The organism is Metabacillus sp. 113a (assembly GCF_050107635.1).
Classification (GTDB): domain Bacteria; phylum Bacillota; class Bacilli; order Bacillales; family Bacillaceae; genus Metabacillus_B.
The window spans coordinates 20260-42255 of sequence record NZ_JBNILJ010000018.1; the positions used below are offsets into that span (position 1 = coordinate 20260).

Genomic DNA, 21996 nt, shown 5'->3' on the forward strand with positions numbered 1-21996 from the left:
ATATCCCCTTATTTAGGTGTCTTAATAGTAAATAACTCGGTTAGTAATTCCCAATTCTCGGGGAAGGGTTCTCCGAGCACCCAATAAGCAACTCCTCGGAGTTTATAGTCGTGGACCAGCTTGAATTTTGCCCGTGCACTTTGCTCATTTTCAAACCATACTACATGTTTTTTTCCGTCATCGCCTTTGTAATGAAAATAAGGAGATTGGCTTTTGTTATCAAACTGAACCTGCGCGCCCTTCGCTACAGCCAGATCCGCTGCTTCCTGAGGAGCTACCCGCTTTGCATAGGGATTTCCTTTTTTATAAGGCAAAACCCAGTCATAGCCGTAAAGAGGAGCGCCCATTACAATTTTTTCCTTCGGTATTTCGGTCAAAGCATAATCGATGACTTTTTTCACTTGATGAATGGGAGATACCGCCATTGGAGGGCCGCCTGACCATCCCCATTCATACGTCATTAATATCACAAAATCCGCAAGCTCCCCGTGCCGTTTATAGTCATGGGCTCCGTGCCACGGACCTGCCTGATCATCGCTAGTTTTAGGAGCGAGTGCAGTAGAAACAAGATAGCCCTCTTTTTGCACACGGGGAATGATCGTTTCAAGAAAACCGTTATAAAGCTCCCTGTCCTTTTCACGAATGTGTTCAAAATCAATATTCAATGCTTTGTATCCTTTAGCTTTCATCGTGGCAATAAGGCTGGACATTAATTTTTCAGAGGCCTTTTTATTTGTGAAAATCTTATGGGCGATATCCGGTGAAAAGTTTCCGTCCATGAAATTTGTCAGGACGAGCATCGGAACAGTTTTAGAATTTTTAACGGCAGTAAGCGGCTTTTTATCGTTTAAGGGGATTAAGCTGCCGTCTTCCTTTACGCGATAGCTGAAAAAGGCGGTATATGATAGAAGATTTCCTGTATTTCGAACTTCTTGCGCCGCAGCATTTGCATCGACCGGTTCCAGAAACCCGATGGTCTCAATTTGCCGTTTCTTAAATTCCGTTTCAGACTGGTTGATGTCTTTTGTTTTTTTGTTGGCTGTACTGATTTGATCCACACGCGGCTTTTCATTCACTTCATTTCCTGAACGCATCATTTTATTTTGAGCTTGATTGTTATCGCCGGCATTTTCGCCATTGCCCGTGCACCCGGATAAAACCATAATCAGTGCAAGAAGGAAAAAGGCTATCTTTTTCATTCGAATCCCTCCAGTTTTCTTTGTGGTGAAAGCTTTAAAACGCTCCGGACCAACCCTTTGCTTCATCTGAAGATCCTTTTTATTAGATTGTCTTTCACATGTTTATTTATACATTTTTGGGAAAGAGCATTAGATTTCTTTTCCATAAGTTTCCCGTTCATAATTGAGGAAAAATGGTATAGTAGTAAAGGAGCTTTACATATTAGTGGTTTACAGATTGAAGGAGGCAGCATCATGAAAATTGGTTTAATCGGACTTGGAAAAATGGGCTATAATCTCGCTCTAAATATGAAGGAACACGGGTATGGAGTTGTTGCGAACGACGTTAGCTCAGAAGCGCTTCAAAGTATCCGGGCCGAAGGGGTAGAAACGGCGGACAGCATTCAAATGCTTGCAGAAAAACTTCCATCTCCTAGAATTATCTGGATGATGGTTCCGGCAGGCGAGATTACAGAACAGGTTTTGGCTGAGGTATCCGGTTACTTAGGGGACGGAGATATTGTAATCGATGGCGGAAACTCAAATTACAAAGATACAATCAGACGGGGGACGGAACTGAAGGAAAAAGGTGTCTATTTCGTGGATTGTGGAACGAGCGGCGGAACCGAAGGAGCCAGAAACGGAATTTGTACGATGATTGGCGCCGAAACGAAAGCGTTTGCTCAAGTGGAAGGTCTGTTCCGCGACCTTTCTGTTGAAAACGGCTATCTTCATGCGGGCAAGCCGGGGAGCGGCCATTTCCTTAAAATGGTGCACAACGGCGTGGAATACGGCATGATGCAATCAATAGCGGAAGGCTTTGAAATTCTTGATAAAAGTGATTTTGATTATGACTATAAAGAAGTTTCCCGAGTTTGGAACAACGGATCTGTCATTCGTTCATGGCTGATGGAACTCATGGAAAATGCATTTTCAAAAGATCCAGAGCTTTCGGGTATCAGGGGCGTCATGAATTCTTCAGGCGAAGGGAAATGGACTGTGGAAGCCGCACTCGACTTTCAGGCCTCTGCACCGGTGATAGCCATGTCCCTCTTCATGAGATACCGCTCTCAGGAGAACGATACATTCCACGGTAAAGTCGTATCTGCTTTAAGGAATGAATTTGGAGGACATGCCGTAGTAAAAGCGGAAGAATAAAAAAGAAGCTGGCCCTAATCCGGGTCAGCTTTTTTTGACCGCCGATCTGCTGATGGCAGCTTTAGGACTGTCTGCAGCCATGAATGGTACAGGCAGACTCTTAAAAAATACGTGAATTATACTAAAACCGGATGTTTAACTAAATGGAAGCGGGGTACTTTAATTACTAATTACCATATAAAAAATGCCTTGAAAGGAGAATCACCCATGAATAAACGCAATGGATTAATCATTTCAGGAGTTGCCCTATCAACAGCAGGAGTTGCAGCTACCGTCTATCTTAAGGATAAATCTAGACGTGCGAAGCTTTCTTACGGAGTGAAGCAAGCTCAAGGCAAGGTTGTGTCTATGTTCTCAAAGGATAAAAATAAAGAAGATGAAAAATTTCCGGTTGATAAAGCGGGAAACCCGGATCCTCAGGATGTAGAAGACAACAAAATGGTTTCTGAAGGTGCGCAATACAGTGTGCAGTATTACAATGACTCTAAACAGCAGTAGTTCGAACCGTCTTATAAGAACTGCTTGCAGTAGATAGCGGGAAGCCCCCGATAAGCTCTAGAGCTTATCGGGGGTTTTCTGTGCGGGGAAATTTACGCTATAAAGAGTCGGTGGGGAAGCTGCTCAGGTGAGACCGCCCTGTCATGAAAAGAGGAGGAGTTTACACCGTCCGCACCGCTGCTCCCCTTATCCTTGGAGTGAAGGCAGCCACGGGAAACTCATTTTAAAAAGGAGATTACCGGACTGCCCCTTGCTGTATGGTAAAATACATGTCAAGGAGCGGAGGGATCACAGGAATGCAGGATGAACATGTTCAGGTTAAAGGTTCAATAATAGACGGGGAGACTCGCTGCACGCATTACAATAGCGAGCTCGATGTTATAGCCATCAAGTTTTACTGCTGCAAGGAGTATTACCCTTGCCACTTGTGCCATTCAGAGCATGCGGACCATTCACCGGAAGTTTGGCCTGCAGAAAAGTTTGATCAGCACGCGGTATTGTGCGGAAAATGCGGATTGGAGCTGACGGTGGACGAATACATGAATTGCGGCTCACACTGCCCATCCTGCAAAGCAGGATTTAATCCGGGCTGCAGTCTTCATGCACATTTGTATTTCGGCACGGTTTGATATTTTTCCCTGTAATGGTATAATAATAGAATATTACCAATATTAAATGAAAGTTTGCTAGGGGAGCCGGTGAGCCGGCTGAGAGAAAAACGCAGAAGTTTTTGACCCTTATACCTGATCTAGTTCGTACTAGCGGAGGGAAGCGGCTCTGTACATATTGCTGTATGTTTCAGTCCATTTCCCTGCGCGGAATGGGCTTTTCTTATTTTACGGGACGAGCGAGCTTTACGTCTGAGAGAAGCGGTGTGCGTGAACCCTTAAGCTGATCTGGCGAAGCAAGCCGCAGTTTGTATTGGGAGAAGGAGGGGAGCACATGGAATTTCATGCAGTAACGAATGGAAGGATGCCTTTTCCGGCTATTGCTCAATTCATGAAGGAAGCGGGTTCCGTCATCGATTTTCTTCATATAAGGGAGAAGGAAAAAACGGAAATGGAAATCTATGAAGGAACAGCGGAGCTTATCCGGAATGGTGTGCCCTCTGAAAAATTAATAGTAAACGGCCGCCCGGATATCGCCGCGGCTGCAGGGGTAAGAAGAGTGCAGCTCGGATACAGGAATCTGTCCCCTTCCATTGTAAAGAGAACATTTCCTTCTATACATGCCGGACGGTCTGTTCATTCTCTTGATGAAGCCTTAGAGGCGCAAAATGAAGGAGCGGACTCGGTTTTGTTTGGGCATTTGTTTCCTACAGACAGCAAGAAAGGCCTGCCTCCTCAAGGAATCGGGAAAGCGAGGGAGCTTTCAGAGCTCCTCAGCATAGACGTTCTGGTTATTGGAGGGATTGAGCCTGCCCACCTTCCATTGCTGTCCGATGCAAAGGTGAAAGGGTTTTTGGTGATGTCTGGAATCTGGGACCGTGATGATCCAGTTCAGGCCGCCTGCGAATACAGAGAGGCGAACAACCTTTGAAAGGAGGCGCTGGCATGAAACATTATGATGTATGCATCATCGGCGGAGGGGTGATTGGCTGTTCCATTGCTTATGAGCTATCCAAAAAAGGCCTTTTACCCTTGATTTTGGAAAAGGGGAAAGCTGGGCAGGAAAGTTCGCGGGCAGCCGCAGGACTGCTTGGTGTTCAAGCTGAGTGGGATGAATATGATCCTCTATTTGATATGGCGCGGCAGAGCAGAGCGATGTTTCCTGAGCTGGCCGAGGAATTAAGATCAGCAACAGGTATTGATATTGGCTATGAGGAAAAGGGAATCTGCAAGGTTGCGGAAACGGAGCAGGAACTCGACCAGCTTAAAAAAACAGCCATTTGGCAAACGGAAACAGGGGAGCCATGTGAGCTGCTGTCAAAAGAAGAAATGAAAAAGAGGGAGCCGCTTCTATCTGATTCTGTCGAAGGCGGTGTCTATTACCCTAAGGACGGCCATGTGATCGCGCCTTCGCTTGCGAAAGCATTTGAACAGGGTGCTTTGCAGAATGGCACGGATATCTATGAACATACACAAGCTGATGAGATTCTGATTGAAAACGGGAGGGTCGCGGGTGTAAAAGCTAATGGACGCACTTTTCATGCTGAACAGGTTGTGATTGCTGCAGGCGCGTGGAGTGCTCCATTTCTTACCCTCTTTCCTTCATTAGAAGGAACATATCCGGTAAAGGGAGAAATGATCAGTGTTTTAAGCAAGAAAAAGCTTCTTCAGACCCCTTTGTATAAAAATGGATTTTATATTGTTCCCAAACGGGGCGGGCGTTATTTAATTGGAGCGACTGTCTTGGAAAGGGATTACTCAAAGGAAGTATCTGCATCCGGCATCCTGCATCTCCTGAAGACAGCGGAAAGGCTGCTGCCGGCGATTGTCCATGCGAGCTTTGAACAGGCATGGAGCGGACTGCGGCCACAAAGTGCGAAAGGGGCTCCCTGCATGGAAGAACATCCCGAAATCAAAGGGCTTTTCGCCTGTACAGGCCATTACCGGAACGGAATTTTACTCAGTCCTGCAGCTGGAAAAAGAATGGCGGAGCTTATCCGCACAAAAACGGCTTCAACAACCGGGAGGTAAGTAAATGAAGGTCAAAGTAAATGGAAGCTGGACAGAAGTACCGGAATCAATCAGAAATGTTGAGGATTTAACAAAGCATCTTGGCATCGATCAAAAAACCATTGTGATTGAAAAAAACACCGAAATCCTTCAGCGCAGCGGGTATAAAAAAGAAGCAGTTGCACATGAAGACCATTATGAAATCGTTACATTTGTAGGAGGCGGATAATATGCTGAAAATCGGACCGTTGTCATTCTCATCCAGACTGCTGCTCGGGACTGGGAAATACCCTGATTTCGATATGCAGAGAAAAGCCATTGAAGTGTCAGAATCTGAAATCCTGACCTTTGCGGTTAGAAGAATGGATATCTTTGAAAGCTCCCAGCCAAATCTTTTGGAAAAGTTGGACCTTAGCCGTTTTTCCCTTCTCCCAAATACGGCCGGAGCAAAAACGGCTGAAGAAGCCGTTAGAATTGCCCGGCTCGCAAAAGCATCAGGGCTGTGTACGATGATCAAGGTCGAGGTCATTGGGGACTTTAAGACGCTGCTTCCGGATCCGTTTGAAACGATGAAGGCATGTGAGACTTTGCTGGAAGAAGGGTTTATCGTTCTGCCCTATATTTCGGATGATGTCATTTTAGCTAAACGGCTTCAGGAGATCGGAGTGCACGCGGTTATGCCGGGAGCATCACCGATCGGATCCGGAATGGGAATCGTCAATCCTCTAAACCTAAGTCTAATCATTGAACAAGCCGTCGTTCCGGTCATTGTAGACGCCGGAGTAGGCAGCCCTGCTGATGCGGCACTTGCTATGGAAATGGGTGCAGATGGAGTTCTGCTGAATACAGCAGTCTCTGGCGCTGAGGATCCTGTTAAAATGGCTGAGGCTATGAAGCTCGGCATTGAAGCAGGGCGTCTGGGCTATGAAGCCGGAAGAATCCCTAAAAAAAGGTATGCATCCGCAAGCAGTCCGAGTGAAGGAATGAGCCCTGTTGACTGACCGGTATTCAAGACAAACTTTATTCTTCCCCAATGGAGAGGAAGATCAGAAAAAGCTTTCATCCAAACATGCCGTTTTAATTGGCTGCGGAGCCTTAGGAAGCGGGATTGCTGAAACTTTAGTAAGGGCAGGAATAGGCAAGCTTACAATAATAGACAGGGATTATGTGGATGAAAGCAATTTACAGCGCCAGCAGCTTTTTACCGAAGAGGATGTGCGAAAACAGCTCCCTAAGGCGGAAGCGGCAAAGTCCAGGCTGCAGCAGATCAACCATCTTCCTGAAATTTCAGCCCATGTCATGCACGCAAGTCCTGCTTCTGTTGAGCAGCTGATGTCAGATGCTCATCTCATTATGGATGGTACCGACAACTTTGAAACAAGATGGGTGATAAATGATCTTTCCCATTTGCATAGAATCCCCTGGATTTACGGAGCATGTGTAGGCAGCTACGGTCTGTCCTGTACGTTTATCCCGGGGAATGGCCCATGTCTTGCCTGTTTAATGGGCGCAATGCCGATGGGCGGAGAAACGTGTGATACTTCCGGTATCATTGCCCCGGCCGTAGGGATGACCGTTTCTCATCAAACAGCCCAGGCACTCAAAATTCTAACTGGAAACAGCAGGGCCGTAAAAACTGAGCTCTATTCCTTTGATGTATGGAATAACAGTTATTCAGCTCTGAAGATAGAAAAAATGAAGAAAGCAGATTGTCCTACATGCGGCAGGTCTCCTCACTTCCCCTATCTTAAAGATGAGAACATGGCTCGCACAGCTGTACTCTGCGGAAGGGATACCGTCCAGATAAGGCCTCCAAAAGATATGAAGCTTAGTTTAAATCAGACGGCAGACAGGCTGGCCGGCAAAGTTGAAAACCTTTCATCCAATGAGTTTCTGCTATCCTTTTCAAAAGGACCAGTCAGGCTGGTGGCTTTTAAAGATGGGAGAGTTCTCGTTCACGGAACAAAAAATCCAGATGAGGCGAGATCATTATACAGCCAGTATTTCGGATAGGTTAAGGAACCAGCTTATTGCTGGTTCCTTTTTTGCCTGTAATGATACAATGTGCTTAAAGACATAATGAAATTGGCTATGCTAAAGCATGGTGTTGATTATTAACACCTGTTGATTGGAGCGGAAGGCGTGAGACTCCTGCGGGAGCAGCGGGACAAGTAAGATCCCGCATGCATGTTCAAAGCGGCGGGGAAGCTTACCGCCCGCCCTTGGATAAGCGAACGCCTGCAGCGGGAATCAACTGCCAAATGTAACAAAGCCGTTAAATTAAATTGCAGCTTAGCGGATCAAGGAAACGGGTAATAAGTAAGGTGTTTTAGAAATTATACATAGAAACAGGTGAGAAAATGATCAGGTTTGAAAAAGCTGCTAAAGTATATCCGGACGGAACTAGAGCGGTACAATCAATGGATTTAGAAATTAAAAAGGGAGAATTCTTTGTTTTTATCGGTCCGAGCGGGTGTGGAAAAACGACAACGATGAAAATGATTAACCGTCTGATTGACCCATCGGACGGAAAGGTTTTTATTCAGGATAAAAATGTACAGGAATACGAAATACACGAGCTCCGCTGGAACATTGGATATGTCCTTCAGCAAATTGCGTTATTTCCGCATATGACCATTGAAGAGAACATCGCTATTGTCCCGGAGTTGAAAAAATGGACACCTGACCAAATTAATAAACGTGTGGATGAACTGCTTGATATGGTTGGCTTAGAGCCTGAAACATACAGAAGCCGCAAGCCGAGTGAGCTCTCCGGAGGCCAGCAGCAAAGAATTGGGGTTGTACGGGCTCTGGCGGCAGACCCTGATATTATTTTAATGGATGAACCGTTTAGCGCTCTTGATCCCATCAGCAGGGAAAAGCTGCAAACAGATATTGCAGACTTGCAAAAACGCATTAAAAAGACCATTGTCTTTGTCACCCATGATATGCAGGAGGCCCTTGCGCTTGGGGACAGAATCGCCATCATGAAAGATGGACAAGTCATTCAAGCCGACACACCTCAAAAGCTGATTGAACAGCCAGCAAATGACTTTGTAAGGGAATTTATCGGCTCTCGTGCCGTCCCTGAACAGAAGGTCCGCCAAGCAAAAGTCGGCGATTTGCATGCTTCCTTCCAGCCTGCTCCAGAAGAATTTCCACATCCCCCTATATCCTACTACGCTCCTGTAATAGAAGCAGTAGAACAGCTTAGGGGAAAACAAGCGCTGTCGGTTGAAAAAGACGGTACCATTATCGGAATTGTGACTCCTGAAATCGTGATGGAATACCTGGCTGAGAAGCTGGGAATGGAGGGTGTCCGATGAACGCATTGATCACCACCTTCCTGGAAAGACAGGATCAGCTTTGGACTGCTCTGCTTGAACACATTCAAATTTCTTTTATTGCCCTTCTTATTGCGGTTGTCATCACCATTCCGCTTGGCATTTTTCTAACCCGCAGAACAAAGCTTGCTGAAGGAGTTATTGGTGTTACAGCTGTATTGCAGACCATTCCTTCACTTGCATTGCTTGGTTTATTGATACCATTAGTAGGAATTGGGGTGGTTCCGGCTGTAATTGCTCTTGTTATTTACGCCCTGCTTCCAATTCTCAGGAACACCTATACAGGAATCAAAGAAGTAGATCCTTCACTTGTGGAAGCAGCAAGAGGGATGGGAATGAACAACCGTAAACGGTTATTTAAGGTCGAGCTTCCCCTTGCACTCCCTGTGATTATGGCTGGAATCCGGACAGCGATGGTGCTTATCGTAGGAACCACTACCCTCGCAGCCCTTATAGGAGCCGGAGGACTGGGGAAACTGATTTTGCTTGGAATAGACAGAAATGACAATATGCTGATTATCCTCGGTGCTATACCGGCAGCTTTGCTGGCCATCCTTTTTGATGTCCTGCTTCGCGTTGCTGAAAAAGCTTCAACAAAAGGCATGGCCAAAAAAGGCGGCATCATCGCTCTTATTGTTGTCTTGATTATTGCTGTTCCCTTAGCATTTGGATCAGGGAAAAAAGATCTCGTCATTGCCGGAAAGCTTGGATCGGAACCGGAAATTCTTATTAATATGTATAAGCTGCTCATTGAGCAGGATACAGATCTGGAAGTCGGGCTGAAGCCAAGCCTTGGAAAAACATCCTTCCTTTTTAACGCGCTTGAAACGGGTGAAATTGATATTTATCCTGAGTTCACAGGCACAGCCCTCTCCACTTTTCTAAAGGAACAACCTGAAGGCGGAGATGAAAAATCCGTATACGAGCAGGCTAAAAATGGTATGGAGCAGCAATACGGTATGGCTTATCTAGAGCCTATGGCATTCAATAATACGTATACACTGGCTGTACCTAAAGATACAGCTGAACAATATGATTTGAAAGCCATTTCTGACCTTAAACAAGTGGAACAAAATATGAAAGTAGGCTTTACGCTCGAATTCTCGGACCGCCAGGACGGATACAAAGGGATTCAGGAGCTGTACGAAATTAAATTTCCTTCCGTCACGACGATGGAACCTAAGCTTCGCTATGCGGCGATTGAATCCGGGGAAGTCAACCTGATTGATGCGTATTCCACAGACAGCGAACTCGAACAATATGATCTGCTGACACTTGAAGATGACAAAGGCCTGTTTCCTCCGTACCAGGGAGCTCCGCTGATGAAGCAGGAAACATTGGATGAATATCCGGAGCTTGAAGAAACACTAAACAAGCTGGCAGGAAAAATTACAGACGATGAAATGAGAAATATGAACTACCTCGTGAATGTTGAAGGTGAATCACCGGAAAAAACAGCGAAAGACTTTCTTGTTAAAGAAAATCTAATTGAAGAATAAGACAAAACCGCGCAAGTGCGCGGTTTTGTTTTTGGTGCGGACCGCCAGCAAAGGAGTTGGACCCAGGAAAATATATGGAAATGGCTCACAAACTGGATTTTCCTTCCAATTAACCAGTTCTGTCTAATGCAAATCCCTGTTATCCTCCTATAGTACGATCAAAACCATACCTAAACAAATCGTTTCAGGATTTATTTAATGGTATTTTTCCTCATGTTCTGTCAAACTATGATACTCAGCCAGGCCAGCGCTGGAATCCACTGTTCAAAGCTGGTTTAAGCCTCTGGCGTATGCTTTTATCCTTACAATAGGATCAGGATACCCTAACGTTTTTTACGGGGACCTATACGGAACGAAGGGTTCGACTGGGAGGGAAATTCCCGCTTTAAAGACAAAAATTGAACCCTTGCTAAAAGCCTGAAAAGACTTTGCGTATGGGACACAGCGCGATTATATCGATAACCAGGATGTAATTGGCTGGACAAGAGAAGGGAATTCAACAAAAATAAATTCCCGCTTGGCTACACTTATTACAGATGGTCCAGGAGGAACGAAAAGAATGTTCGTTGGAAGCCGAAATGCGGTTGAAAATGACATCACCGGCAACCGAACAGAAAAAGTAACAATTGAAACAGATGGCTGGGCGAATTTTAGCGTGAATGGAGGATCTGTTTCCGTCTATGTTCAGCAGTATAAGAATGAATGGCTACATTTGATTATCCGATGTATAAAGTAGGAGGCTGGCTTTAAAAGCTGCTATATTTAAAACAGGGAGACTCATTCAGCGTTTCCCTGTTTAAGTATAAGGCCCTGCGGAAAACAGAGTAAATCGGCGGTCAAAGGCAGATATAGGACGTCCCTTTCATGATGAAAACACCCTTTGCCTTTGCACTGGCCTTCCTCTTTTCCTCTTAACTGAAAATTCATGCCATTTACAGGTGTTCAAAGTTCGATTATCCTTAATATGACATGCAGCTTTAAGAATTGGAGGGATCCAGCGATGAATTCCAGATATGAAACGCGTCTATCTAACAGTAAATCTAAAAATCGTCCTAAATGGCTTAAGCGCATTACAGGGACTGTGATTATTCTGACACTCCTGGGAGGTGCAGCCTGGTATCTTCTTCCGAAGATTGCCGCGGATCAGCTTTCCGGATATTTGGATAATGAAATTGAAAAAAATGGCGGTTACGAGAATGTAAGATCAGCAGCTAATTCCAATCCCGAAGTGAGGGATTTTTTAGAAGAAGGGGCCAATGCAGATCCTGATTCTCTTCCTTTTACAACAAAAGAAGAGGCTACCCGAGTCGTGATGACGAAAGTAGGTCCGGGGAATTTGCAGAAAATCCAGTCGATGTCCGAGGACGGCGTTGATGCTGCCGAGCAGCAGGCGATTTTGAAAATGGCTGAGGAGAACCTCTCAGATGATGAATTACTGGCGTTAAAATATGTAGCCAATAGAGAAATTAACCAATAACCAGAGGATTGACGGGAATTGGTATAGGGTAAAGGCTATCATCACTCTTTAAAGTGAATTTTTAATCAGAGAAGGAGCTCATGGACCTTGGATAAGAGAAAGAACCCAATTATTGATTTCCTTGGGGGCAGAAAAACAGTATATGTGTTAGGTATATTGCTGTTACTTGGATTAAACATTTTCCTTTTTTCAAATGTATCATTTATTTTTGAACCTGCTGCTGTTTTTGTGGGAACAGTTGCTCTTCCAGTGATTCTTGCAACAGTAGCCTATTATCTGCTCCGGCCGCTTATGCGGCTGTTAATGAAAGCGGGAATAGACAGAACGGTGTCTATCTTCCTGCTGCTATTGCTTATTATCGGATTAATCGTTTTGCTGATTATGTCCGTTGTGCCATTCTTGATTGATCAAACGAAAAGTCTCTTTGTATCATTCCCGGAATATTGGAATGAGTTTATAACCGGATTTGAAGCATATGTAGAGAGCCAGTCCTATTTGGCTCCGGTATATGAGGATCTGAAAGAGAGAAGCTCGGGGATTCTAAGCTCTTTCGGAAGCAACGCTTCAAATGTAGCGTCTGAAACCTTGAACGGGTTTACAAAAGTATTGAGTGCGCTGACCAATGTGACGATTGGATTGGTTACAGCCCCCTTTATTTTATTCTACTTGCTTAAAGAAGGAGAAAAACTGCCTAAAGCTTTTATTGGCATTCTTCCTCCCAGAATGCGCGGCGGGACAAGAAAGGTGTTCCGCGAAATTGACGAGCAAGTAAGAGCATACATTCAAGGCCAGCTGCTCGTTAGTTTATGCATCGGGATTATGCTGTACATTGGATTTTTAATTATCGGAATGGAGTATGCCCTTGTGCTCGCAGCGATTGCAAGTGTCACAAGCGTTGTCCCTTACTTAGGACCTGTGATTGCGATTACGCCTGCAATTATTATCGCGATTGTAACGTCTCCATTTATGCTCATAAAATTGGCATTTGTATGGACGGTTGTGCAGCTTTTGGAGGGAAAGCTCATTTCCCCACAAATTATGGGGAAATCCCTGCGTGTTCACCCGATCACGATCATCTTTGTCTTGCTTACAGCCGGCCATCTTTTTGGAGTAGTTGGGGTTATTCTCGGAATTCCGGCATACGCCATCCTACGCACATTTGTGTTTCAGCTCTTCAAGCTTTACAAGAAAAGGTATAACCGTTACTATGCAGCTTCACCTGCAGATGAACGGTATAAAGAGGACCGGATTGAGTAGGCTGGAAAGCAGCCGTCAATATGAAAACCGCTTAGCAGGCATCTTAGAAAAACACCCGATTTTTGAAGAAATTTTCAGTGCTGCCGGCAAAGTATGGGAAAATTATTACTTAGGAGCGGGCTTTGTAACCCAAACCGTATGGAACGAACTTGCAGAAAATGAATTCGCATATGGGATTGGGGACGCAGACATCATATATTATGAACAGAATGATCTGAGTCCGGAGTCCGAGAAGGAGATAGAGAATCAGCTTAGAAGAGAGCTTTCAGCCATCCCTTTTAAATTGGATATTAAAAATCAGGCCAGGGTTCATCTATGGTACGAGGAGAAATTTGGCTTCCCGACTAAACCGTATTCTTCACTTGAAGAGGCCATCGATACCTGGCCAACAACAGCTTCTGCGATAGGGGTCAAAAAAAACAAATCGAATTATGAAATATATGCTCCATACGGGCTGGAAGATTTGTTTACGATGACTGTAAGACCGAACAAGCTGCTTGTTTCAAAAGAAGTATATGAAGCAAAGGCATATAAATGGAAAAGTAAGTGGCCGGGGCTGAAAATCATAGACTGGTAAAAAAAACCTTCATAGGCTGCCCCTATGAAGGTTTTTTATGTATACCTGGATTCAAAAAAGGGGACTGCCGTTAGCCAGTCCTCCTGCATCAAACCTACATAATCATAAAAATGATGATAATCGCAATTACAATCCGGTAGATTGCAAATGGAATCAGCTTCACCCGGTTAATCATTTTCAAAAAGAATTGAATTGAAATCAGGGCAAAAATGAAAGCTGTAATAAATCCGACGATGAAAAACGGGAGAGCATCCATCGTAAAATATTCCCAGTTTTTAAGCAGGGACAGTCCGCTTGCTCCGGCCATCACAGGAACAGCCATAATGAAAGTAAAATCCGATGCTGCCCGGTGGCTAATACCAAGCAGAACTCCACCGGAAATGGTAGATCCTGAACGTGAAAATCCCGGCCACAAACCGATGCACTGGAAAAGCCCCATCAAAAGTGCCTGCCGGTACGTCATTTTGTCAACAGAATCAGTTTTGACCTTCGGTTGCATGAGATCCGCAGCTATCATCAGAAAGGCTCCACCAATCAATCCGATAACTACAGTATTTACCGAGAACAGGTATTCATCAATATAGTCTTCAAAGGCCAGACCGAGCACAGCAGCCGGAAGAACGCCGATGATAACGGTTATTAATGAAAGCTTAGGAGTACCCGGTGCTTTTTCGGATGAGCTCTTTGTCTTCATTCCAAGCATGTCCATAAACTTCTGTCTGAAGATGACGACAACGGCTAGGATGGACCCAAGCTGGATTACCACTTTAAATGTATTGGCCACTTGCTGTCCATAGAGCTCAGATGACCGGAGCCATAAATCATCCACCGCAATCATGTGTCCGGTTGAAGATACAGGTGCAAACTCAGTTAAACCTTCGACTATGCCGAGTATAACGGCAGCAAATAAATCCCAGAAATTCATATAATGTCTCAACCTCTACTTTTCAATCTTTTCATCAAACTGTGTTTGCGGGCACTGCTGTATTGAGAGGCTGTGAGCTCAACAATTCAGGCTGAGCATTGAAGAGCCTGCGAACCAGCAATGACTTAAAAACAGCGTCTTTACAAAAATACCACAGATCGTTTCATTTGAGGAGCCCAATTATTAGGGAGATTTCAACAGCCGGGAATTCTAAAAGGAAGGGCAGATAACATGGGATGACGGATGCCAAGCAGCTCCCAATATATGAAAAGCTCAGAGCAGTTTGCCCTGAGCCTGTTTCCATGCTTTTTATCCAATACGTGGACTTCTGGATCTAAGCAAAGTATAAATTGAAGGAGATTGCCAGATTGTAATGAATGCTCCCTGATCGGAGACTTTCACTCAGTAGTACGGAGAAATCATCAGATAAACAACAACGCCGGTCAGACTGACATAAAGCCAGAGAGGCATCGTCCACCGGGCGATTTTTCGATGCTTTTCCACCTTCATATTTAACCCCCTTGCAAGTGTTAAAAGTGCAAGCGGAACAATGACAACTGAAAGCAGAATGTGGGAAATCAGGATGAAATAATAAATTGGACGGATGATCCCCTCGCCTCCAAACGGAGTATTCGGTGCCAGGGCGTGATAGGTTACATAGGATATCAGGAACAAGGCAGTCGTTGAAAACGCGCCGAAAATATAATTCCTGTGCCGTTTCACATTTTTCTGCTTAATGATCGAATACAAAGCGGCCAGCAGAAAAACAAAGGTAAAGCTATTCATGACGGCATTAAAAAATGGAAGAAAGGTTAAGTCAATGTGACTCAGGTCATTTCCCTTTGGCATAAAGTACAAAACAGCGACAAGGGCGTTTATAGCAATGGTCAATGTTACAATAATGGGTGTATAATTCCGTTCTTTTATATTCATAGTCTAACTCCTTTTAAGTGGCTCTCAATAAGCTATTATAGATTTTTTCAACACCAGAGTAAAATACAGAGTGCAAAAAACGGCAATTTTCTTTCATATTATTACAAAAGATTGAACAGCCGGTCTGAAAATTGGTTGGTTGGTGGTGAAATGCGGCAGCTTGAAATAGTGAATAGTAGGAGATGAGGATGAATGGAAGGGGGCGCATCACAGTGGACCCTCTAAAATTCTTTTTGATTCAAGTTTTTATGCCTGGAACGGCCGTTCAGCAGAACATTTTGGACCTGAGGTGCAAGGTTCGGCCTGATTTTGATGTGTTTCTCCTGCTTCTTTAACGCATAGTATCAGGATATCGACCGAAAACGAAGATAAATCGATCGAAACTGTATTATATCGACCGAAAACGAACACAAATCGACCGAAATTTAATTAGATCAACCATTTTTACCTACATATCGACTTTTCCATATCGACTTTTCGACAAAATTCGATCAATCTCTTATCACCTGTAGAACCACCGGAGGCAAGAAGAGATTGATCCCAGCAAAATGAGACAGCCAAAGGGTCTTCAGTACCTACCTGCGAACGTACGAACTCCTCATAAATCTGCCAACTAAAAATGGGAGCAGGGTGCCGTTCAGCACATTGCTCCCATCTAGGCAAAGCCGGTTTCCTCCCCGGGCTATCTCCCGGTTTCCTTTATTAAGAAACGATCGCAGCAATTTTTCCTTTCACATGACGTTCAGATAGTCGGACCAGTGCATCGGGAATTTCTTCAAGCGTAATTTTTTCTGCGAGGAGAGAATTGATTTTCCCATCCTTCAGCAGGGCAAGCATTTCATCGCCCATTGCAGCTAAATCCTTTTGGGATTCAAAATCTGCTTTATGGATGGCGCCCAGAGCAATCTCATGGAAGGATAGGACTTTGGTGAAAGGTTTTAATCCGGACGTGTCAGGTGCTCCTGCTATGTGGGCAAGCTGTCCCCGATAGGCAAGGTATTCCAAAGCTTCTGTAGCAGTTTGGCGGCTAACTGTATCAAGAACGGCGTCTACTCCTCTGCCGTTTGTAAGTTCAAGCACTCTTTTTGTTACATTTTCCGAGCGGTAATCAATGACATGATCCGCTCCTAATGACTTCACGTAGTCATGGTTGGCAGCGGACGCAGTTGTAATTACTTCTAAGCCAGCCTGTTTTGCAAGCTGAATGCCAAAGCCTCCTACTCCTCCTGCTCCGCCTTGAATAAGGATGTTATTAAATGTGTACAGCGGAAGCTTTCGGAATAAAGCCTCGTATGCTGTATAACCGGCAGTAGGAAGAGCTGCAGCATCTTCAAATGATATGTCATCCGGAATTCGGGAAACCGTGTGTGCGGTTGTTACAGCGAATTCTGCAAAACCGCCGCCTTTTGTCATATCCCCGTGATACACGACCCGGTCGCCTTTTGACCACCCGGAAACTCCGTCTCCAAGTGCCTCTACAGTACCTGCGACATCTAAGCCGAGTATGTGAGGGTAGCTCCAATCAGGGTTTCCGTTCGATGCGGTTTTATAATCTACAGGATTAAGACTGACTGCGCGGACCCTGATAAGGATTTCTCCTTTTTGCGGTACCGGGGTTTCGGCTTCTCCGACTCTCATTTGATCCCATTTTCCTTTTTCTTCAAGAAGTAATGCTTTCAATGATTTCCACTCCTTCATTTTCGTATTAGTAATGGCTATGTATATAATAGATCTATAAAAAGAATTTGTACAAGAAGGCACTTTTATGTACGGTAGTTACCGAATGGAAACTGCTTCAGGAGGGACAGTATGAAACAGCTTGAAAATGAATATCCATGTGCGATCAACCTGGTCATTGATTTGATCGGAGGAAAATGGAAAGTCCTGATTCTCTGGAATTTGAATAGAAGCACGAAACGATTCTCAGAGCTGCAAAGAGCGATTCCTGGAATCACCCAAAAGGTTTTGGCACAGCAGCTAAAGGAGCTTGAGGAGCATGGCCTGATTATCGGGAAAGCCTATTCAATTGCTCCGGCCAGGGTAGAGTATTCAACAGCAGAATTGAGAAAGAAGCTGCAGCGAACCCTTAATGAGATGTGCGTTTGGGGAGATCAGTCCGCAGATGCCCATCAAATCGAGAGAAAAGAATGCTGGATCGGAAGCGGGGCTGCTGTCAGGTGATTGATTTTGAATGGTACCGGAGTTTTATCAGCATCTATAAGCATCAATCCGTATCGGAAGCTGCAAAATCGCGGATTCTCACTCAGCCTGCCATGAGTCAGCATCTTGCAGCCCTTGAAGCCGAAGTGGGAGAACCGCTGTTTACAAGGACGACTAGAAAAATCGTCCCTACTAACCGCGGAAAGGAATTATACACTAGGCTTGCTCCGTTAATTGAGACACTTGAAAAGACGACACTTGAAATTCGCCATACGTTAAAGACCTCTCCTTCCATCATAATAGGCTCGCCGATTGACTATTTCTCTTCAAGGATTCTGGAGCGCCTTAAGGCTTGTGACTTAAAGGTTATCCATTATCAGGGTGATTCGCAGGGCCTCTTCGATATGCTGGACCAAAACCGGACAGATCTGATTGTCACAACACAGCGTCTCAGCAAACCGGGTATTGAGTACAAACTGGCTGAAAGAGAGGAATTCTTTATTACCGTTCCATTCAGCATGGAAGTTCCTCCTGCTGACTCCGCAATAGAGGAATGGCTGCTTGAGCAAAATTGGATCAGCTATGGTATGGAGCTCCCGATTATAAGAAGAATGTGGAGAGAGCATTTTAAAAATCGGCCTGAAATGGACCCTTATTACGTTATTTCAGACTTAAGAGCCATCCTTACTGCAGTGGAGAAAAAGATCGGCATCAGCCTGCTGCCCGATTATCTGATTCAAGAATCGGTAAAACAGAATAAAAGTAAGATTGTCTATCGCCACCTGTCCGTATCAAATGACATTTACATAGGCTATAAAAGCAAAAATAAACAGGATCCGTTCTATCAGCAAATCATTAACCAGCTTGTAAGGTGATGTAAAACCTCTTGGAGACCACTCGTTTTCAAGGGGTTTTTTTAGGTTGAGCAGACGGAGAAGACAAGCAAATACCTGAAAATCTTAAATGTAATAAAATTGAAACATTTTTAATGAACCCTCGATAAACCCGTTTGTTACGGCAAACATTCATTACAGATATATCTTTTTTTTTGAATGCTGGGCTTTTAGGCCCGCCTTCAGAAAGAATACCCAGTTTGATAGACATTCAACAGCGGGTAACACCGACAATAGAACGGAATTGAAAGCGGCAAAACCCGCCTTTCAGTTTAGAAAGGAGGACGCAATCAATGAGCTCTGATCAGAATGACCGCTATAAGAAAATCGGATACGGCAGTTTAGCTGCGGCGGGAATGAGCCTATTGTTTATTCCTGGTATTCGAAAGAAAGTTATTCCTGATGCTGCAAGGCACAAAACGGAAGATAAAAAGAATGATGTGAAAGAAGAAGTAAAAGAAGAAGCAGATGAGCTTGAGGGTGACGTCAAGCAAAGGCTGGCGGATGAGTTAAAGGACCATGCCCAGAAAAAAATGCAATCCAAAGTAAAAGAGGCTGCGGGTAAGCTTGAAACAGCGAAAGAAGAAAACGCAGAAAATGTTCACTCCAAAGCTGAAGAAATGAGAGATAAAGTTCAGGAAGCACTTCTGAAGGTTCGTTCCAAGCTGAAAAATTTCAAGGAAGCCGGAGAAGATTTTCAGGAGAAAATCAAGCCGGATGACAATGGAAAAATGAGAAGCGCCAGGCATTTAAAAGGTGTCAATCAGCTTAAAAGCGTCTCTCAGGTCAAAAGTGCAGCGAACGTAAAGAAGCCCAGTGAAATCAAGTCAGCGAGTAATATAAAAACGATTAGCTCCATCTCAAACTCTTAAACAATGAAGGGAGAAAGATAACATGGCTGTTCAAAAAAGTACGGATAGTTCCAGTCTGGCAGAAGTAGTTGACCGTATTCTTGACAAAGGGGTCGTAATTGATGTGTTCGCCCGCGTTTCATTAGTCGGGATTGAACTGATTACAATTGAAGCGAGAGTCGTAATCGCAAGTGTGGATACATGGTTAAGATATGCAAACGCAGTAGGTCTTCTCCGAGATGACGCTGAAGAGGATAATGCACTTCCTCAGCAGACAAACGAACGAGATAAGCAATTCAGCATTTAATAAAGCCTGAAGGAAGCCAGCCGGGTGCATAAGCCCCGGCGGTTCCTTTTAAATAGAAGAGCGGCGGTGAATCTTATGAAGATTAAAGAAATTATTCAATCATTAAATGAATTCTTCTCAGAGCATATAGCTCCCCCTCATAAAATAACTTCCATTGAACCTGTTGAAGAAGGATGCAAAGCTGTTGTGGAAGTCGTGGAAGAACGCGAGTATATGAGAAAGTATGCAAAAGATGAAATGCTCGGGGTGTATGATGTGACATTGGATTCAGAATATGATGTGACCTCATATACCCGTAAAAGTTTAAGGCCGAGAAGCGCCATGATGGATGAAGCGGAATAGGAAACAGCAGGATTGGGGGCAGAATGAATGACCGTATTAAAAGAATCAAAACCAGCACCGGGTAAGAGACAGGACTCATTTTATGAAGAGGCCTTCCATGAAATTCTGCAGCGGTCTGCTTCCTATATGAAAGCCGGTTATCCAGTTCATTTCACAGGGCCATCAGGAGTCGGGAAAACAACCCTTGCCCTTAATCTGGCTAAGAGCAGGAAGCGGCCTGTGATGCTGATGCATGGAAATCACGAGCTTTCCAACGCGGACTTAATTGGCTCCTTCACAGGGTATACGAGCTCAAAGGTAGTGGATAATTATATCCGCACGGTCTACAAAAAAGAAGAAAACGTAACAGAAATGTGGAAAAACGGGAGGCTCCTGGAAGCCGTCCAAAATGGCTATACCCTTGTCTACGACGAGTTTACGCGTTCGAAGCCGTCAACGAATAATTTATTTTTATCGATATTGGAAGAAAAGGTTCTTCCGCTGTATGGAACGAAGCATACAGAGCCTTTCGTTAAGGTCCACCCGGAATTTACAGTGATTTTCACAAGCAATCCAGATGAATATGCAGGGGTCTATCAAACTCAGGAAGCGCTCCTGGACCGGCTGATCACGATGCCGCTCTCGTTTATTGAACCAGAGGCGGAAGCGAACATTATTGCAAGAAAATCAGGGGTCTCGTCTGATGAAGCGAAAAGCATTTCGCGTTTTATCAATAACCTGCGGGATTTATCCAGAAAAGAAGGCAAAGAAGGTCCGAGTCTTCGGGCATCCATTATGATTGCCCAGTTATCAAATGATCAGAAGATTAAAATAGACGGTAAAAACGAGACATTCCGGCAGCTTTGCCAGGATATTGTCTGGTACCAATTAAGAAAATCGCTTGAAAACGAGAGTGATTCTAAAATTCTCCAAATCATTCAGGCGGAATGCAAGAAAATATAGGGGTGACCATTATGAGTGAAACTGGAATCTATATCTTTTGCGGAATTCAAACAGCTGAAACAGAGCCTGCATTTGGAACTGTAGTACTGGAAGGCCAGGATTATCCGATTTTTACAATCCATTATGAAGATTCCGCTATTGCAGCGGCGGAAGTGCCAATGAAAATTTATCATCCAAACAAAGAGAACGTGATGGCACATCAGCAGGTCGTCTCCTCAGTAATGAAGCAGAATGACACGGTTATTCCAATTAGCTTTGGAAACATTTTCAAAACAAAAGAGGACGTGCAAATGCTGCTGAAAAATCTTTATCCACAGTTTGCTAAGCTTTTTCCAGAGATAAAAGGAAAAATGGAGCTTGGTTTAAAAGTAGTAGCAAAGGAAGAATGGATTAACAAAGAACTTTCCGGGCGAAGTGATATTCTGAAAATGAAAGAATCCGTCAAAGGAAAGTCTGAAGAGGCAGGCTACTACGACCGGATCAAGCTTGGAGGAATGGCTCAGGAGTTTTTTGGAAAACTGCAAAGGCAAGTTAACAAAGAAGTATTCGAGCCGCTACAGCAGGTTTCTGAAGCAGCCAATCAAAATAAACCAATCGGCGAAAAAATGCTGTTAAATGGGGCTTTTCTTGTAGACCGTAAATATGAGGAGTTATTTGACAGCAAAGTTAATGAAATCCACGAAAGTTGGGGAAACAAGGTTGATTTCCATTATTCAGGACCATGGCCTGCTTACAATTTCATCAACATCCAGCTGAAGGTTGAAGAAACGTCATGATTCATAAGCTCTTTACCGCACCATTGAATCTCGTGGTAAAGGTCGGAGAGAAGATCAAAGAAGAGGCGGATAAGGAATTGTTTGATATTCCGACGATTCAGCAAAAGCTGATCCAGCTTCAAATGATGTATGAACTGGATGAAATTGAAGAGCAGGCATATAAGGAACAGGAAGAGCAGCTTCTGCTTCGGTACGAAACGGCAAAGCGCCTTGAAATGAAAGAGTACGAAGAGATGCTGAACCAGGAGAAGTGAGGGATTT

The 21996-nt window shown here is 44.3% G+C and carries 26 protein-coding genes, 1 pseudogene and 1 riboswitch; of the genes and pseudogenes, 23 read left to right on the forward strand and 4 right to left on the reverse strand.

Annotated features, from left to right (window positions below):
• Nucleotides 1-8 precede the first annotated feature (8 nt).
• On the reverse strand, nucleotides 9-1199 hold the full coding sequence (locus ACQCVE_RS17570; protein WP_426842557.1) for a glycosyl hydrolase family 18 protein: 1191 nt from the start codon (nucleotides 1197-1199) through the stop codon (nucleotides 9-11).
• Nucleotides 1200-1433: 234 nt separating this feature from the next.
• On the opposite strand from ACQCVE_RS17570, the gene gnd reads away from it, so the two are divergent.
• From gnd to ACQCVE_RS17640, 14 genes and pseudogenes are all read left to right on the forward strand, one after another.
• Nucleotides 1434-2336: a phosphogluconate dehydrogenase (NAD(+)-dependent, decarboxylating) gene (gene gnd, locus ACQCVE_RS17575; protein WP_426842556.1), complete on the forward strand. Its 903-nt coding sequence runs from the start codon at nucleotides 1434-1436 to the stop codon at nucleotides 2334-2336.
• 207 nt (nucleotides 2337-2543) lie between these two features.
• Nucleotides 2544-2834, forward strand: coding sequence for a hypothetical protein (locus ACQCVE_RS17580; protein WP_426842555.1), 291 nt, complete (start codon nucleotides 2544-2546; stop codon nucleotides 2832-2834).
• 296 nt (nucleotides 2835-3130) lie between these two features.
• Nucleotides 3131-3463 carry a CHY zinc finger protein gene (locus ACQCVE_RS17585; protein WP_426863547.1) on the forward strand — a complete coding sequence of 111 codons (333 nt, stop codon included), beginning with the start codon at nucleotides 3131-3133 and terminating at the stop codon, nucleotides 3461-3463.
• 49 nt (nucleotides 3464-3512) lie between these two features.
• A riboswitch (TPP riboswitch) is annotated at nucleotides 3513-3621 on the forward strand.
• 155 nt (nucleotides 3622-3776) lie between these two features.
• Entirely contained in the window at nucleotides 3777-4373 is a 597-nt protein-coding gene (locus ACQCVE_RS17590; RefSeq protein WP_426842554.1) for a thiamine phosphate synthase, read from the forward strand.
• 14 nt (nucleotides 4374-4387) lie between these two features.
• A complete protein-coding gene (gene thiO, locus ACQCVE_RS17595) occupies nucleotides 4388-5473 on the forward strand; it encodes a glycine oxidase ThiO (RefSeq protein WP_426842553.1) in 1086 nt (361 codons plus the stop codon).
• 4 nt (nucleotides 5474-5477) lie between these two features.
• Nucleotides 5478-5681: a sulfur carrier protein ThiS gene (gene thiS / locus ACQCVE_RS17600; protein WP_426842552.1), complete on the forward strand. Its 204-nt coding sequence runs from the start codon at nucleotides 5478-5480 to the stop codon at nucleotides 5679-5681.
• 1 nt (nucleotide 5682) lies between these two features.
• A complete protein-coding gene (locus tag ACQCVE_RS17605; RefSeq protein ID WP_426842551.1) occupies nucleotides 5683-6453 on the forward strand; it encodes a thiazole synthase in 771 nt (256 codons plus the stop codon).
• Complete coding sequence (locus ACQCVE_RS17610; protein WP_426842550.1) at nucleotides 6446-7465, forward strand: ThiF family adenylyltransferase; 1020 nt, start codon at nucleotides 6446-6448, stop codon at nucleotides 7463-7465. Before ACQCVE_RS17605 ends, ACQCVE_RS17610 begins: the two co-directional genes overlap by 8 nt.
• 347 nt (nucleotides 7466-7812) lie before the next feature.
• Entirely contained in the window at nucleotides 7813-8778 is a 966-nt protein-coding gene (locus ACQCVE_RS17615; protein WP_426842549.1) for an ABC transporter ATP-binding protein, read from the forward strand.
• Nucleotides 8775-10295, forward strand: a complete 1521-nt coding sequence (gene opuFB, locus ACQCVE_RS17620) for an osmoprotectant update ABC transporter permease/substrate-binding subunit OpuFB (protein ID WP_426842548.1) — start codon at nucleotides 8775-8777, stop codon at nucleotides 10293-10295. The genes ACQCVE_RS17615 and opuFB overlap by 4 nt, the downstream gene beginning before the upstream one ends.
• A gap of 218 nt (nucleotides 10296-10513) precedes the next feature.
• Nucleotides 10514-11031, forward strand: a pseudogene (locus ACQCVE_RS17625) (alpha-amylase domain-containing protein); the annotation flags it as partial.
• Between the two features lie 264 nt (nucleotides 11032-11295).
• Entirely contained in the window at nucleotides 11296-11772 is a 477-nt protein-coding gene (locus ACQCVE_RS17630; protein ID WP_426842547.1) for a hypothetical protein, read from the forward strand.
• Nucleotides 11773-11859: 87 nt separating this feature from the next.
• Nucleotides 11860-13029 carry an AI-2E family transporter gene (locus ACQCVE_RS17635; protein ID WP_426863548.1) on the forward strand — a complete coding sequence of 390 codons (1170 nt, stop codon included), beginning with the start codon at nucleotides 11860-11862 and terminating at the stop codon, nucleotides 13027-13029.
• Nucleotides 13022-13606 carry a nucleotidyltransferase family protein gene (locus tag ACQCVE_RS17640; protein ID WP_426842545.1) on the forward strand — a complete coding sequence of 195 codons (585 nt, stop codon included), beginning with the start codon at nucleotides 13022-13024 and terminating at the stop codon, nucleotides 13604-13606. The genes ACQCVE_RS17635 and ACQCVE_RS17640 overlap by 8 nt, the downstream gene beginning before the upstream one ends.
• Nucleotides 13607-13700: 94 nt before the next feature.
• Here the strand turns inward: ACQCVE_RS17640 and ACQCVE_RS17645 are convergent, their stop codons facing one another.
• Together ACQCVE_RS17645 and ACQCVE_RS17650 are read right to left on the reverse strand one after the other, a co-directional pair.
• Nucleotides 13701-14531, reverse strand: coding sequence for an undecaprenyl-diphosphate phosphatase (locus tag ACQCVE_RS17645; RefSeq protein WP_426842544.1), 831 nt, complete (start codon nucleotides 14529-14531; stop codon nucleotides 13701-13703).
• Nucleotides 14532-14933: 402 nt separating this feature from the next.
• Nucleotides 14934-15464 carry a DUF420 domain-containing protein gene (locus ACQCVE_RS17650; protein ID WP_426842543.1) on the reverse strand — a complete coding sequence of 177 codons (531 nt, stop codon included), beginning with the start codon at nucleotides 15462-15464 and terminating at the stop codon, nucleotides 14934-14936.
• Between the two features lie 188 nt (nucleotides 15465-15652).
• Between ACQCVE_RS17650 and ACQCVE_RS17655 the strand changes: the two genes are divergently transcribed.
• Nucleotides 15653-15799, forward strand: a complete 147-nt coding sequence (locus tag ACQCVE_RS17655; protein WP_426863549.1) for a hypothetical protein — start codon at nucleotides 15653-15655, stop codon at nucleotides 15797-15799.
• Nucleotides 15800-16166: 367 nt separating this feature from the next.
• Here ACQCVE_RS17655 and ACQCVE_RS17660 read toward each other — a convergent pair whose 3' ends face one another.
• A complete protein-coding gene (locus ACQCVE_RS17660) occupies nucleotides 16167-17144 on the reverse strand; it encodes a zinc-binding dehydrogenase (protein ID WP_426842542.1) in 978 nt (325 codons plus the stop codon).
• 129 nt (nucleotides 17145-17273) lie between these two features.
• Between ACQCVE_RS17660 and ACQCVE_RS17665 the strand changes: the two genes are divergently transcribed.
• The 8 genes from ACQCVE_RS17665 (at nucleotide 17274) to ACQCVE_RS17700 (ending at nucleotide 21989) form a co-directional block, all read left to right on the forward strand.
• Nucleotides 17274-17645 (forward strand): winged helix-turn-helix transcriptional regulator, encoded by a 372-nt coding sequence (locus ACQCVE_RS17665; RefSeq protein WP_426863550.1) that lies wholly within the window; start codon nucleotides 17274-17276, stop codon nucleotides 17643-17645.
• The gene (locus tag ACQCVE_RS17670) at nucleotides 17642-18499 is read left to right on the forward strand and encodes a LysR family transcriptional regulator (RefSeq protein WP_426863551.1); all 858 of its coding nucleotides are present in this window, start codon (nucleotides 17642-17644) and stop codon (nucleotides 18497-18499) included. Before ACQCVE_RS17665 ends, ACQCVE_RS17670 begins: the two co-directional genes overlap by 4 nt.
• A 311-nt stretch (nucleotides 18500-18810) precedes the next feature.
• Nucleotides 18811-19389 (forward strand): gas vesicle protein GvpQ, encoded by a 579-nt coding sequence (gene gvpQ, locus ACQCVE_RS17675; protein ID WP_426842539.1) that lies wholly within the window; start codon nucleotides 18811-18813, stop codon nucleotides 19387-19389.
• A gap of 22 nt (nucleotides 19390-19411) precedes the next feature.
• Nucleotides 19412-19675: a gas vesicle structural protein GvpA gene (gene gvpA, locus ACQCVE_RS17680; protein WP_426842538.1), complete on the forward strand. Its 264-nt coding sequence runs from the start codon at nucleotides 19412-19414 to the stop codon at nucleotides 19673-19675.
• A 75-nt stretch (nucleotides 19676-19750) separates the two neighbouring features.
• Entirely contained in the window at nucleotides 19751-20017 is a 267-nt protein-coding gene (gene gvpO, locus ACQCVE_RS17685; protein WP_426842537.1) for a gas vesicle protein GvpO, read from the forward strand.
• A gap of 27 nt (nucleotides 20018-20044) precedes the next feature.
• Entirely contained in the window at nucleotides 20045-20959 is a 915-nt protein-coding gene (gene gvpN, locus ACQCVE_RS17690) for a gas vesicle protein GvpN (RefSeq protein ID WP_426842536.1), read from the forward strand.
• An 11-nt stretch (nucleotides 20960-20970) separates the two neighbouring features.
• A complete protein-coding gene (locus tag ACQCVE_RS17695) occupies nucleotides 20971-21735 on the forward strand; it encodes a GvpL/GvpF family gas vesicle protein (protein WP_426842535.1) in 765 nt (254 codons plus the stop codon).
• Complete coding sequence (locus ACQCVE_RS17700; RefSeq protein ID WP_426842534.1) at nucleotides 21732-21989, forward strand: gas vesicle protein GvpG; 258 nt, start codon at nucleotides 21732-21734, stop codon at nucleotides 21987-21989. Before ACQCVE_RS17695 ends, ACQCVE_RS17700 begins: the two co-directional genes overlap by 4 nt.
• Nucleotides 21990-21996: the final 7 nt, after the last annotated feature.